We start from the raw sequence: 13957 nt of genomic DNA on the forward strand, positions 1-13957 counted from the left end.
GATCAGGCGGTGCGCGTGGCGACCGCAGGCGGCACCGATGCTGCCTTGCGCGCAGGGCCGTACACGGCCACCTGGCCCAGCAGCCACAGCAGCACGGCACCGACCGGCAGATAGAGCAGCGGCAGGCGCGGCAGTTCGTACTTGCCCATCAGCAACTGGTTGATGCCGTAGGCCAGGATCATGCCGATGACGATGCCCAGCGTGGCCAGCAGGAAGTTCTCCGTCTGGAAGTAGCGCAGGATCTGGCCTTTGGTCGCGCCCAGCGCACGGCGGATGCCGATCTGCTTGGTGCGCTGCTGCACCCAGAAGCTGGCCAGGCCAACGATGCCCAGCGCGGTGACCACCAGCAGCGAGATGATCACGGTGATCAACAGCCAGGCCATCGCGCGGTCGCCGCGGTAGTAATCGCTCTTGATGTCGCTGAAGGTGCCGTCGCGCAGCACCAACCGGCGTGCGCTGTTCTTCTCCAGCGTCGCAAGCGCGGCCTTCAGGACTTCCGTGCGCCGTTCCGGCGTGGTCCGCAGCACGAAGGTCCCCATGGTGAGGTCCTTCGCCGGCAGGATCATCGTGTAGCCGGCTTCGGCAGGGCCGCCGTTGTCGTTGGTGCGGATCAGCCGGTCCACCACGCCGACCACGCGGTGCGGCACGTTGTCGGCGTTCCACGAAATGATGTTCTTGCCGATCGCGCTCTCACCCGGGAACAGCTTGTTCGCCAACTCCCGGCTGAGGATCACCGCAGGCATCATGACCTTCGCGTTCTGCTTGTTGATCTCGGTCCAGTTGACGTACTCGTCCGGCGTGAAGTCGCGGCCTTCTGCCAACCGCAGGCCCAGCGTATCGATCACCGCATCGCCCAGATAGACGTTCGCTTGGGCGGTGGGACGCTCCTGATCCGGCACCAGTTGGATCGAGGTGTTCCACGAGGAGTTGTCGAACGGCACGTGGTTGATGCTGCCGGCGGCTTTCACGCCCGCCAGCGCGCGCAGGCTGGCGACGTCCTGCTTCACTAGTGCGTCGGCTTCGGGGTTTTCACCGAGATTGCCCATGCTGATGCGCACGATCTCCTCGTTGGCCATGCCGGTGGGGCGATCGATGCGCTCCAGCCGCTGGGTGATGAGGAACACCGCGTTGCAGATGATGGCGCACGACAGCGCCACTTCCAGCACGATCAGGGCGGCGGCCGTCTTGTGGCGGGCCAGGGTGGAGAGGATGGGGCGGATGTCCATGACGTGCCTCTTGAATGGATGGGTCACTGGCTCTTGAGCTGGATGGCGGGCGTCACCTGCATGGCGCGCCACGCGGGCAGCATGCCGGCGAGCAGGCTGGCGATGATCGCCAGCGCGAAAGTGGCCAGCAGCATCTTCAGGTCCATGTGCGCGAGGTCGGCATAGCCGGCGGGCTGTTGGCGAACGGCCAGCAGGCCCAGCCAGGCGAGCACGAGGCCCAGCAGGCCACCGACCAGCCCGACCGTGCCCGCTTCCACCAGGCACTGCGCGAAGATCGCCTTGCGCGTCGCACCCAGCGCTCGCCGCACGCCGATCTGCGAAGCGCGGCCCAGGAACTTCGCCAGCAGCAAGCCGACGGTGTTGAGCAGGCACACGGCCAGGAAGCCGAACGCCAGCCACACCTGCAGGCGAACATCGGCGGGCACCGCGCCCTGCTTGTCCAGCCACTGCATCACGTTGTGCAGGTCCACGTTGGCGGGCCGTTCGAAACGACCGGCGGCGCGCTGCTGGTCGGAGTAGTTCTTCAGGTATTGCTTGTAGGCCTCGACTTTCTCCGGCGTGCCCAGCTCGACCCAGTACTGCAGCCACGAGCACGGCGCGTTCGGGCCCTGCGAGCCCTCTTCTTCCGCGCTGGAATCGCCCCAGCAGTTCATGTTGCCCTGCGTGCCCATCTTCAGTGCGCGCGAAGTCCAGAACGGCACGAAGAGCTGCTCCACTTCGGTGAAGCGGTCCTGGGTCATATCGTAGAACTTCGGTGCCGGACGCCATTCGTCCAGCACGCCGATGATGCGGAACGTCGCGCCTGAGGCCTTGATCTCGCGGCCGACGCTGTTGGCGCCGCCGAACAGTTTCTCGTTCAGCGCCTTGGAGATGACGGCCACGCGCGCGCGCGATTCGTCGTCGGCCGCCGACCAGCCGTTGCCGTAGCGGAACGGCACCTCGAACATCGGGAAGAAATCGGCGGTGGTGTAGCGCGAGTCGATGCGGAAGGGTTCGATCCTGCCGTCTTCCGTTTCGATCGAGGACGCGCCGCCGGTCATGAAGGCTTGCCGATCGCCCTTCTTGTCGCGCAGCATGCGCTCGGCATCGTGGCGGGTGAACTGGTCTTCCGGCTCGTCGCCGGGGGTGAAGCCATTCGCCGAGCGCGGGTCGATGCGCGGATAGAACAGCTTGTCGCTCTTCTGCGGAATCGGGTCGCCCGACAGCACGTAGAACACGGTCAGCGTGGTCATGCTGGCGCCGATGCCGAGTGCGATGGCCAACACCATCAGGAAGGTCAGCGCCTTGTTGCGCTTGAAGCTGCGCAGCGCGAGAGTGAAGTAGTAGCCGAACATGGCAGGTCTCCTCAGGCGGAGGCGTTGGCTTCAGCGGCGTGCGCCGCACGGATCAGCGCAGGCTCCACCGACAGGTCGGTGGCCATGCCGTCCACGATGTGCACGTTGCGCTGCGCGCGCGCGGCGAGTTCGGGGTCGTGCGTGACCATGATGATCGTGGTGCCCTGGCGGTTGATCTCCTCCAGCAGCTCCATCACGCCGCGCGCCATCTGTGAGTCCAGGTTGCCGGTGGGTTCGTCCGCCAGCAGCAGGCGCGGGCTGCCGGCCAGCGCGCGTGCGATCGCCGTGCGCTGCTGCTGGCCGCCCGACAGTTCGGCGGGGTAGTGCTTCATGCGCGAGCCCAAGCCCACGCGGGCGAGCGCGTCTTCGATGCGCTGCTTGCGCTCGGCGGCGGGCATGCCGCGGTAGCGCAGCGGCACGTCGACGTTGTCGAACAGGTTGAGGTCGGGGATCAGGTTGAAGCCCTGGAAGATGAAGCCGATCTTCTGGTTGCGCAGGCGCGAGCGTGCGTCGTCGCCGAGGTGGCTCACGTCCTGGCCGTCGAGCAGGAACTGACCGCCGGTGAAGGTCTCCAGCAAGCCGGCGATGTTGAGGAAGGTGGTCTTGCCGGAACCCGACGGGCCGGTGACCGCGACGAACTCGCCCTCGCGGACATGCAGGTCGAGCGAACGCAGCGCATGCGTTTCCACCTGTTCGGTGCGGTAGACCTTGGCGACTTGGCGCATCTCAAGCATGGCGGGTTCCTTCTTCGGGTTCGGGTGCGGAGGGGATGACGTGGGGGAGGACGCGGGGGAAGGCGGATGATGCGGATCAGTTGACCGAGACGCGCTCGGCATCGCCGAACAGGTCGCTGCCGGAAACGACGACCTTGTCGCCGGGTTGCAGGCCGCTCAGCACTTCGACATTGCTCAGGCTGCTGACGCCCAACTGCACCGGGCGACGCACCGCAGAACTGCCGTCCATGACGTAGGCGTAGCGGCCGCCGCTCTGTTCGACGAACGGGCCACGCTCGACCATCAGCACGTTGCGGCGGGTGTCCATCAGGATGCGCGCGGACAGGCGCTGGTTCTGGCGCAGGCCGGGCGGCTGTTTCTCGGAGAAGCGCAGGCGGGTGACGACTTCACCGTTCACCACTTCCGGCGACACCGCGGAAATCTCGCCCGGGTACGGCTGGCCGGCGCTGGTCAGCGTGGCCGGCATGCCGATGGCGAGGTCGCGCGCGAAGCTCTCCGGCACTTTGATCTCGACTTCGAAGACGGACAGGTCGACCACGCTCAGCACCGGCGCGTTGATCGCCACGTTGGAGCGCTGCACGGCCTGCACCTGGCCGACCTGGCCATCGAACGGCGCGCGCAGGGTCAGTGCATCGACCTGGCGCTGCACTTCGGCCACCACCGCGCGCTGGCGCTCGGCCAGAAGCTGCTTGTTGCGGGCATCCAGGCCGGCACCCTGGCCCTGCAGGCCGGCGTCCTTGCGGGCGTGGGAAAGGGAGATCTCGGCCTTGCGCAGGTTGTCCTGGGCCTCCAGCACATCGACCTGCGGCACGGCGCCGCCTTCGAAGCCGCGCTGGTAGCGCTGCAGGGTGCGTTCGGCGGCCTGGCGTTCGATCTCCGCCTGGTCCAGCGCCTTCTGCGCGTTGGCGCGGGTGACGCTGGCGTCCAGCGTGGCGCGGCTGGATTCGGCTTCCAGGCCAGCCAGCATGGTCTGTTCCTGCGCCAGTTTGCTGCGCAGTTCCGGGCTGTCGATCTCGGCCAGGGGCTGGCCCTTGGCGACCTTGTCGCCGGCCACGACCTTCAGGGTGACCACGCCACCGGCGACGGCGTACAGGGTGGGGCTGTTGGCGGCGATGACGCGGCCGTCGGCGGCGATGTCGCGGACCAGGTCGCCGCGGGTGACTTCGCCGAAACGCAGGCGGGCCCCGTCCACCGAGGCGGTGCCGGAGAGCCAGCCGCGGGCGGCGAACACGATGCCGGCCAGCAGCAGGGCGCCACCAGCCGCAGGCCACACCCAACGGCGCCAGGCCGGGCGGGTCTGGGTGGAGCTGAGCACTCGGTCTTGCGCGGAGGTGTCCCGAATCATCGGTGGCATGCGTTCTTTGGAATGACCTGCTCGTATCAGCAGGATGCGTGCCAAACGCAAGCGGTTGATTCAAAAGGGGGTTGTCCGGCGCAACAGGCTGTCCGGGTGTCCGCGGACACTCGCCGGACAGGGCCTGTCCAGTGCCGGACACGTAGAATGTCCACACGACTCATCCAGAAGGAAGGCACAGGCCTATGTGCGGAATTGTGGGCGCGATCGCCGATCGCGACGTGGTGCCAGTACTCATCGAAGGACTGAAGCGGCTGGAATATCGGGGCTACGATTCGGCGGGCATTGCGGTGGTCGACCAGCAGGACGTGCGTCGCGTGCGCCGCACCGGCCGCGTGGCCGAAATGGAGGGCGCCGCCGCTGCCGAGGGCTTCAACGCGAGCCTGGGCATCGGCCACACACGCTGGGCGACCCACGGTGGCGTCACCGAGGCCAATGCGCATCCGCACATCAGCCACGGCGTGGCGCTGGTGCACAACGGCATCATCGAGAACCACGAAGAGCAGCGCGAGAAGTTGCGCGCGCTCGGCTATGTGTTCGAGTCGCAAACCGATACCGAAGTCATCGCGCACCTGATGCACCACCACCTCAAGGGCGGCGACGACCTGCTGACCGCGCTGCAGCGCACGGTGAAGGAACTGACCGGCGCCTACGCGTTGGCCGTGGTGAGCCGCAAGGAACCCGAGCGCATGGTGTGCGCGCGCATGGGCTGCCCGCTGCTCATCGGCCTGGGCGAGGGCGAGAACTTCATCGCCTCCGACGTATCCGCGATCATCCAGGCCACCCGCCGCGTGATCTTCCTCGAGGAAGGCGATACCGCCGAAGTCACCCGCCAGTCGGTACGCGTGTTCGACGGCAAGGACCAGCCCATCGAGCGCGACGTGCACGTGTCCGACGTGTCGCTGGCCTCGCTGGAGCTGGGCCCGTACCGCCACTTCATGCAGAAGGAAATCCACGAACAGCCGCGCGCGATCGCCGACACCATCGAGGCGGTCATCGACGGCGGCTTCTCGCCCACCCTGTTCGGCGCGAACGCCGAAGCGGCGTTGAAAGACATCGAGGGCGTGCAGATTCTCGCCTGCGGCACCAGCTACTACGCCGGCATGACCGCGCGCTATTGGCTGGAAGCCATCGCCGGCGTGCCATGCAACGTCGAGATCGCCAGCGAATACCGCTATCGTGCCGCGTACGCGAACCCCAAGCACCTGATCGTCACCATTTCGCAGTCGGGCGAAACGCTGGACACGATGGAGGCGCTGAAGTACGCCAAGTCGTTGGGCCACCAGCACACGTTGTCGATCTGCAACGTGCCCGAGAGCGCCATCCCGCGCGCCAGCGAACTGGTCTGTTACACCCGCGCCGGCGCCGAGATCGGCGTGGCGTCGACGAAGGCCTTCACGACCCAGCTGGCGGCGCTGTTCCAGCTGACCGTCGTGCTGGGCAAGTTGCGCGGCAAGGTCACGCCGGAGCAGGAGGCCGACTACCTGGAACAGCTGCGCCACCTGCCGGGCAGCGTGCAGCACGCATTGAACCTGGAGCCGCAGATCGCCGCGTGGGCGGAGCGTTTCGCGCCGAAGTCCGACGCGTTGTTCCTCGGTCGCGGCCTGCATTACCCGATCGCGCTGGAAGGCGCGCTCAAGCTGAAGGAAATCTCCTACATCCACGCGGAAGCCTATCCGGCGGGTGAGTTGAAGCACGGGCCGCTGGCGCTGGTGGATGCGGACATGCCGGTAGTGGTGATCGCACCGAACGATGTCCTGCTGGAAAAAGTGAAATCCAACATGCAGGAAGTGCGCGCGCGCGGTGGCGAACTGTTCGTGTTCACCGACCAGGACAGCCATTTCAGCGAATCCGAGGGCGTGCACGTGATCCGCACGCCGCGCCATGTCGGTGTGCTCAGCCCCATCGTGCACACCATTCCGGTGCAGCTGCTGGCGTACCACACCGCGCTCGCGCGCGGCACCGACGTGGACAAGCCGCGCAACCTCGCCAAATCGGTGACGGTGGAATGACGGTTGTCGCGCCGCTGTAACAGTCGGCACCGACAATGGCGCCTGCAACGAGGATCCTCTCTCCTCCCGCGTTGCTCCAAAGCCCGGTCTCTGCCGGGCTTTGTGCTTTCTGGTTTCAGTCCGTCAGGCAGGGTGCGGGTGCGGCGTGGCGGGTATGTACGAGGCGGTCCGCCGCCACGGGTTCGCCGAGCAGGTAGCCCTGGTAGAAGTCGCAGCCCAGCTGCCGCAGCTGCTGTTGCTGGCCGGGCGTTTCGACCCCTTCGGCGACGACCTTGAGGTTTAGCGTGCGGCCCAGTGCCACGATCGACGCCACGATCGCCGCGTCGTCGGCGTTGGATTCCAACTCGCGGACGAAGGCGCGGTCGATCTTCAGCTCGGTGGCCGGCAAGCGCTTGAGATACAGCAGGCTGGAGTAGCCGGTACCGAAATCGTCGATGGAGATCCGCACGCCCATGCGCGTCAGTTCGTCGAGGATGCCGACGCTGGCGTCGGCATCGCGCATGGCGGTGGTCTCGGTGATCTCCAGGGTCAGGCGCGTCGGGTCCAGCGCATGCCGCGCCAACGTATCGCGTACCGTTTCCACCAGCGATGGCGAGGAGAACTGCAGCGGCGACAGGTTCACCGCGATGGTGGGCACATCGTGGCCGGCGTTGTCCCAGGCGTGCAGTTGCCGGCAGGCTTCGTCCAGCACCCATTCGCCCAGACTCAGGATCAGCCCGCTGCGCTCGGCCGCGGCGATGAATGCCCCCGGCGGCAGCAGCCCCATGTCCGGATGCTGCCAGCGCAGCAGGGCTTCCACGCCCGCCATGCGGTAGTCGGGTGCGGCAAACTTGGGCTGGTAATGCAGCACGAGCTCGTTGCGCTCCACTGCGCGACGCAGGTCGTTCAGCAGCTTCAGCTGCTGGTGCGCGCTGATGTTCATCGACGGCGCGAAGAACGTGTAGCCGTTCCGGCCGTTGTCCTTGGTGTGGTACATCGCGGCATCGGCGTGCGCCATCAGGTCGCGCTCGGTCATGCCGTCGGAGGGATACATGGCGATGCCGATGCTAGCGGTGACCTGCACGTCGATCCCCTGCGCCTGGATCGGCAGCGCCACCGCATCGAGGATGCGTTGTGCGACCACCGCGGCATCGTCCGGGTCGGTGGTGGGGGCGACCAGCACGAACTCATCGCCGCCGAGCCGCGACAGCGTGTCCTGGCTGCGCAGCAGGCCGCGGACGCGGGTGGCGACGTCGGCGAGCAGCAGGTCGCCGGCCTGGTGGCCGTAGGCATCGTTGACGCTCTTGAAGCCGTCGAGGTCCAGGAACATCACCGCCAGCGACTCCTGCTTGCGCTTGGCTTTCTCGATGGCCTGTTCGATGCGGTCCTGCAGCAGCACGCGGTTCGGCAGCTTCGTGAGCGGGTCGTGCAGCGCGGCCTGCACCAGTTCCTCATTGGCGCGCGCCAGCGAGATCGCGAGGTGGCGGGTGCGCAGGTGCATCTGCCGGTCCAGCACGGACACGATCAACGCGATGCCCATGATCGCCACGGTGGCCACCACCACCAGCACGGCCAGCCACTGCGTCGGCACACCACCATCGCGCGCCGCGCCGCACCAACTGTCGGCCGGGAAGCGGGCGGCGGCCATGCCGGTGTAGTGCATGCCGACGATGGCGAAGCCCATCACCACCGCGGCGATCAGGCGCATGCCGTGCCGGCGATGGCCACGACGCAGATGGAAGGCGATCCACAGTGCGGCACCGGAGGCGACCACCGCGATCACGATGGAAAGCGCGAACCACAGCGGGTCGTAGTCGATGCCGGGTTGCATGCGCAGCGCCGCCATGCCGATGTAGTGCATCACCGCGATGCCCGCGCCCATCAGCACGGCGCCGAGACACAGCAGGCGCACGGGCAGGTCCGGTCGCGACACCAGCCACAGGGCGAAGGCGGAGACGCCTACCGCCGCAAGCATCGAGTAGAGAGTGATGGCGAGGTCGTAGCCGAGCGGGATCGGCAGGTCGAACGCGAGCATGCCGACGAAATGCATCGACCAGATGCCCAGGCCCATCGCCATCGCGCCGCCCGCCAGCCACCAGCGCGCTGCGGAGGTGCCTTGCGTGGTCGTGACGCGGCCGGCCATGTCCAGCGCGGTGTAGGACGCCAGGATGGCGACCAGCAGCGAAAAGAGGACGAGGACCTCGTTGTAGGTTCCGGACATGGGGGACGCACCGATGCCCAGTGAGGGCTGTCGGAACCGTATCGGCCGCTACGCTTTGAACTTGAGCGCCGCGGCCGCCGCCGAGGCGACCGCGGGCAGGACCGGACGCCCGGTCAGACGCGCCCGAACACCAGGCTCGCGTTGGTGCCGCCGAAGCCGAAGCTGTTGGACATCACCGTATCCAGCGTCGCGTCGCGGCTCGCCTGCACGATGGGGAAGCCCGACGCACCTTCATCGAGCGTTTCGATGTTGGCCGAGCCCGCGATGAAGCCGTCGCGCATCATCAGCAGGCAATAGATGGCCTCGTGCACGCTGGCCGCGCCGAGTGAGTGACCGGACAACGCCTTGGTCGAGGAGATCGGCGGCAGGGTGTCGCCGAGCGCGGTGCGGATCGCGTCGAGTTCGATCACGTCGCCCAGCGGCGTCGAGGTGCCATGGGTGTTGAGGTAGTCCAGCGGCGCGGTGACGCCTTCCAGCGCCATCTGCATGCAGCGCACCGCGCCTTCGCCGGATGGCGCCACCATGTCGGCGCCGTCGGAGGTCACGCCGTAGCCGAGCAGTTCGGCATGGATGCGCGCGCCGCGCTTGACCGCATGGTCGTAGTCCTCGAGCACCAGCATGCCGCCGCCACCGGCGATGACGAAGCCGTCGCGGTCCGCGTCGTAAGGACGCGACGCGTGGGTCGGGTCGTCGTTGCGCTTGCTCGACAGCGCGCCCATGGCGTCGAACATCATCGTCAGCGCCCAGTGCAGTTCCTCGCCACCGCCGGCGAAGACGATGTCCTGGCGGCCGGCGCGAATCAGGTCCGCCGCCGCGCCGATGCAGTGCGCGGAGGTCGCGCAGGCCGCGGAGATCGAATAGCTGACGCCCTTGATCTTGAAGGCGGTGGCCAGCGTCGCCGATACCGTCGAGCACATCGTGCGCGGGACCATGTACGGGCCGACCTTGCGAATGCCGCGCGCACGCAGCAGGTCGGCCGCTTCGATTTGCCACTCGGCCGAACCGCCGCCGGAACCGGCGATCAGACCGGTACGCGGCTGGCTGACCAGGGCCTCGTCCAGGCCGGCATCGGCGATCGCATCGCGCAGCGCGATGTGCGCGAACGCCGCGGCGTCGCCCATGAAGCGCTTCTGCTTGCGGTCGATCTGCGCATCGAGGTCGATCTCGGGCGCACCGCCGACCTGGCTGCGGAAGCCGAGCTCGGCGTACTGCGGGATATGGCGGATGCCGGAGCGGCCTTCGCGCAACGCGGCCGACACGGTGTCCGCGTCGTTGCCCAGGCAGGACGTGATGCCCAGGCCGGTGATGACGACACGGCGCATCAGAAGCTCTCCGTCGACGTGAACAAGCCCACGCGCAGATCGCGCGCGGTGTAGATCTCGCGGCCATCGACCAGCATGCGGCCATCGGCCACCGCCAGCACCAGCTTGCGATTGACCACGCGGCTGATGTCGATCTCGTAGCTCACGCGCTTGGCCGTGGGGAGTACCTGGCCGGTGAACTTCACTTCGCCGGAACCCAGTGCGCGGCCGCGGCCGGGCGCGCCGATCCACGTCAGGAAGAAGCCGGTCAGCTGCCACATCGCATCCAGGCCCAGGCAGCCGGGCATCACCGGATCGCCGAGGAAGTGGCACTGGAAAAACCACAGGTCCGGATGGATATCGAGTTCGGCGCGCACCATGCCCTTGCCATGCGTACCGCCGTCCTGGCGGATCTCGGTGATGCGGTCGAACATCAGCATCGGGTCGTTCGGGAGACGGCCGCTGTCGGGGCCGAAGAGTTCACCGCGCGCGCTGGCCAGCAGCTGTTCGCGCGAGAAGGAAGCGGGGGCGTTCATTGCGTCGTCCGTTCTGCGAAGGCGCAAATAATGCACACATGTGCATACGCTTGTCTTGATGCAAATCAACCAGGTTTTTCCATACGCCGGCGTACCATTGCGGAAGTGCAATTGCGGCAAGGGTTTCACGCGATCCGCCCGCATCTCCACACGCGTGCGTATCCAACGTGCACGCATCCATGCGATCGCGTACGGCCGCCGATATCATCGCGTGATGCGCAAGATCATCCACATCGACATGGACGCCTTCTACGCGTCGGTGGAGCAGCGCGACGATCCGTCGCTGCGCGGGCGACCGGTGGTCGTGGCGTGGCGCGGCGAGCGCTCGGTGGTGTGCGCGGCGTCCTACGAAGCGCGCGTGTTCGGCGTGCGCTCGGCGATGCCGGCGGTGCGAGCGGAGCGTTTGTGCCCGCAGGCGGTGTTCGTGCCGCCCGATTTCATCCGCTACAAAGCGGTGTCGCGGCAGGTGCGCGAGATCTTCTTTCGTCACACCGACCTGGTCGAACCGCTCTCGCTGGACGAGGCCTACCTCGACGTCACCGCGCCGAAGACCGACCTGCCGACAGCCACCGCCGTGGCGGAAACCATCCGCGCGCAGATCCGCGAAGAAACGCAGCTCACCGCGTCGGCCGGCGTGGCACCCAACAAGTTCCTTGCCAAGATCGCCTCGGACTGGCGCAAGCCGGATGGCCAGTTCGTCCTGCGCCCGCACCAGGTGGAAGCATTCCTGACGCCGCTGCCGGTGGAGCGCATCCCGGGCGTCGGCAAGGTGATGCAGGGGCGCTTGAATGCGGATGGCATCCACACCGTCGGCGACCTGCGCCTGCACGCGCAGCACGAACTGGAAGCGCGCTACGGCAGCTTCGGCGGCAGCCTGTACCGGCGCGCGCGCGGTATCGACGAACGGCCCGTGGAGCCCGACCAGCCCGTGCAATCGATCTCCTCCGAAGACACCTTCGCCACCGACCTGCTGTTGTCGGAACTGGAGCCGCACATCGTCCGCATCGCGGAAAAGGCGTGGCAGGCCAGCCGCAAGACCGAGCGCGTGGGCCGCACGGTGGTGCTGAAGCTGAAGACCGCACAGTTCCGCATCCTCACCCGCAGCTTCACGCCGGAATCGCCGCCATCCTCCGCGCAGGAATTCATCGATATCGCCCTGGCGCTGCGCGAACGCGTCGACCTGCCGGGCGCCACCCGCTACCGGCTGGTGGGCGTGGGGCTGTCGGGCTTCCGGGATCGGGATGAGATGGCGACCCAACCGGGCTTGTTCGACGGAGCGGAGTTGGCTGCCGGTTGAGCCAGAAAAAAGCCCGGCAATGCCGGGCTTCTTCCTGTTGCGTGCCGCCGTCGAATCACTCGGCCGGCTGGTAGCGCAAGCTCAGGCCGTAGGTGCGGCCGGCCTGGTTGTACCAGGCGACGGTTTCGTACTCGCGATCGAATACGTTGCCCACCTTCGCCTGCAGCGTCCATGCCGGTGCGATGGCGTACTCCAGGCGCAGATCCAGCGTGCTGTAGCCGCCCAGGCGGACGGTGTTAGCCAGGTTGTCGTAGCGCTCACCCGCGGCGTTGAACGTCACGCCGGTACGGAACGCGCCGAACGCGCGGTCCACGTCGATGCGCGCGGTGTTGCGCGGACGGCGTGCCAGCAGGTTGTCGTCGTTGAAGCCGGCCGACCGATTGCGTGGATCGGTGTGGCTCAGCTGGGTGGCGACGTCGAAGCCTGCGACCGCGAAGTCGACGGTGAACTCCGCGCCGCGGATGCGGGCTTCGTCGATGTTGTTGGGCAGGAAGATCGCCGCGTCGTAGGAGATCAGCTGGTCAACTTTGTTCTGGTAGACGTTGAACGTCCAGTTCCAGGTGTCCGCGTACTGCGCGATGCCGAGGTTGACGCTCTCGGACTCTTCCGGCTTCAGGTCCGGATTGCCGAAGAACGGGTAGTAAAGGTCGTTGAAGCTCGGCGCCTTGAAGCCGGTGGCCACGCTGGCGGTCAGCTTCAGGCCGTTACCGAAGCCGAACCCGTAGCCCAGGCTACCGGTGGTGTGGTTGCCGAACTGCTCGTTGTCGTCGTTGCGGACGCTGGCCTGCAGCTGGTGCGCGCCGAAGCGGCCCTGGTATTCGACGAAGCCGGCCAGGTTGTCGCGCTGGGTGATGTCGAAGGCGGTGGCGCTTTCCACGTTGTCGTCCTGCCAGTCGATGCCGGCGGTCAGCAGCTGGTTGGCGGCCACGGCGAAGTCGCCCTGCGCCGACGCCACGTAGCGACGCGTCTCGAAGTAACCGGACGGCACGTCATCGTGGAAGTCGTCGGACTTGTCGTCGTTGCGGCCCAGGCTCAGCAGCAGGTTGACCTTGTCGCTCGGCGCGTAGCGCAGCTTGGTGCCCAACACCTGCTGCACGGTTTCGGAGCGGTTGGTGAAGCTGCCGTCGAACTCGCTCTCGCCATCGGCGCGCAGCGCGTTGGCTTCCAGCGTCAGCGTATCGGTGAACGAGTAACCGCCGCGCAGGTTGGCCGAAGTGTTGCGGTAGCCGTCGCGGTCGGGTTCGTCGGCGAAGCAGCCGGCGCCGAACGGGTTCGCGGCATCCCCGCTGGTGCCGCGGCAGGCATTGAAGCCGTCGGTGCGCGTGTACGCCACGTCGGCGCCGAACCAGCCGCGGCCGATGCCGCCGCCGATACCGGCACTGGCTTCACGCGTGCTATCGCTCCCCACGCCGATGCGGAAGTTCGGCCGCACCTTGCCGGTGTTGCGGCGGGTGAACACCTGGATCACGCCGCCGATGGCTTCGGAGCCCCACAGGCTCGAGCGCGGACCGCGCACGATTTCGACGCGATCGATCTGGTCGATCGGCAGGTCCTGCAATGCCGGCAGGCCGGCGGTCGCCGAGCCCATGCGCACGCCATCCACGAGCACCAGCACGTGGTCGGATTCGGCGCCGCGCAGATTGAGCGTGGTGATCTTGCCTGCACCGCCCTGGTTGGCGATCGAGATGCCGGCGCGTCCCTGCAGGAGTTCGCCCAGCGAGCGCGCCTGGCTGCGCTGGATTGCGTCGCGGCCAATCACCTCTGCTGGGACCAGGCTGTCTTCGATGGACACCTCGGTACGCGTGCCCGAGACGACGATTTCGTCGAGGTTGGTGGCGTCCTGCGCCTGCGCCGCGATCGGCAGCGCCATCGCGACCGCGAGGGCCAGCAGGGAAGGGGAGGAAAAAGTACGGCTCTGCATCGGAACAACTCCATCGCGCGCCCCGCGCGCATTCTTCGGCGT

Annotated in this window: 10 protein-coding genes; 2 read left to right on the forward strand and 8 right to left on the reverse strand. The window is 67.2% G+C overall.

Annotated features, from left to right (window positions below; genetic code table 11):
• Positions 1 to 2: 2 nt before the first annotated feature.
• The 4 genes from BM365_RS12350 to BM365_RS12365 form a co-directional block, all read right to left on the reverse strand.
• On the reverse strand, positions 3 to 1226 hold the full coding sequence (locus BM365_RS12350; protein WP_093489864.1) for an ABC transporter permease: 1224 nt from the start codon (positions 1224 to 1226) through the stop codon (positions 3 to 5).
• Between the two features lie 23 nt (positions 1227 to 1249).
• On the reverse strand, positions 1250 to 2560 hold the full coding sequence (locus tag BM365_RS12355) for an ABC transporter permease (protein ID WP_093489865.1): 1311 nt from the start codon (positions 2558 to 2560) through the stop codon (positions 1250 to 1252).
• An 11-nt stretch (positions 2561 to 2571) separates the two neighbouring features.
• Positions 2572 to 3294, reverse strand: a complete 723-nt coding sequence (locus tag BM365_RS12360) for an ABC transporter ATP-binding protein (RefSeq protein ID WP_093489866.1) — start codon at positions 3292 to 3294, stop codon at positions 2572 to 2574.
• A gap of 76 nt (positions 3295 to 3370) precedes the next feature.
• Complete coding sequence (locus tag BM365_RS12365; protein WP_093490763.1) at positions 3371 to 4639, reverse strand: efflux RND transporter periplasmic adaptor subunit; 1269 nt, start codon at positions 4637 to 4639, stop codon at positions 3371 to 3373.
• A gap of 194 nt (positions 4640 to 4833) precedes the next feature.
• Between BM365_RS12365 and glmS the strand changes: the two genes are divergently transcribed.
• The gene (glmS, locus tag BM365_RS12370; protein ID WP_093489867.1) at positions 4834 to 6660 is read left to right on the forward strand and encodes a glutamine--fructose-6-phosphate transaminase (isomerizing); all 1827 of its coding nucleotides are present in this window, start codon (positions 4834 to 4836) and stop codon (positions 6658 to 6660) included.
• Positions 6661 to 6775: 115 nt separating this feature from the next.
• Here the strand turns inward: glmS and BM365_RS12375 are convergent, their stop codons facing one another.
• The 3 genes from BM365_RS12375 to fabA all read right to left on the reverse strand — a co-directional run bounded on the left by BM365_RS12375 (position 6776) and on the right by fabA (position 10697).
• A complete protein-coding gene (locus BM365_RS12375) occupies positions 6776 to 8860 on the reverse strand; it encodes a putative bifunctional diguanylate cyclase/phosphodiesterase (RefSeq protein WP_093489868.1) in 2085 nt (694 codons plus the stop codon).
• 113 nt (positions 8861 to 8973) lie between these two features.
• A complete protein-coding gene (gene fabB, locus BM365_RS12380; protein WP_093489869.1) occupies positions 8974 to 10182 on the reverse strand; it encodes a beta-ketoacyl-ACP synthase I in 1209 nt (402 codons plus the stop codon).
• On the reverse strand, positions 10182 to 10697 hold the full coding sequence (gene fabA, locus BM365_RS12385) for a 3-hydroxyacyl-[acyl-carrier-protein] dehydratase FabA (protein WP_056880816.1): 516 nt from the start codon (positions 10695 to 10697) through the stop codon (positions 10182 to 10184). The genes fabB and fabA overlap by 1 nt, the downstream gene beginning before the upstream one ends.
• Positions 10698 to 10911: 214 nt before the next feature.
• Between fabA and dinB the strand changes: the two genes are divergently transcribed.
• A complete protein-coding gene (dinB, locus tag BM365_RS12390) occupies positions 10912 to 11994 on the forward strand; it encodes a DNA polymerase IV (RefSeq protein ID WP_093490764.1) in 1083 nt (360 codons plus the stop codon).
• Positions 11995 to 12049: 55 nt separating this feature from the next.
• Here dinB and btuB read toward each other — a convergent pair whose 3' ends face one another.
• Positions 12050 to 13915: a TonB-dependent vitamin B12 receptor gene (btuB, locus tag BM365_RS12395; RefSeq protein ID WP_093489870.1), complete on the reverse strand. Its 1866-nt coding sequence runs from the start codon at positions 13913 to 13915 to the stop codon at positions 12050 to 12052.
• Positions 13916 to 13957: the final 42 nt, after the last annotated feature.

It is taken from the genome of Pseudoxanthomonas sp. YR558 (genome assembly GCF_900116385.1).
In the GTDB taxonomy this organism is placed as follows: domain Bacteria; phylum Pseudomonadota; class Gammaproteobacteria; order Xanthomonadales; family Xanthomonadaceae; genus Pseudoxanthomonas_A.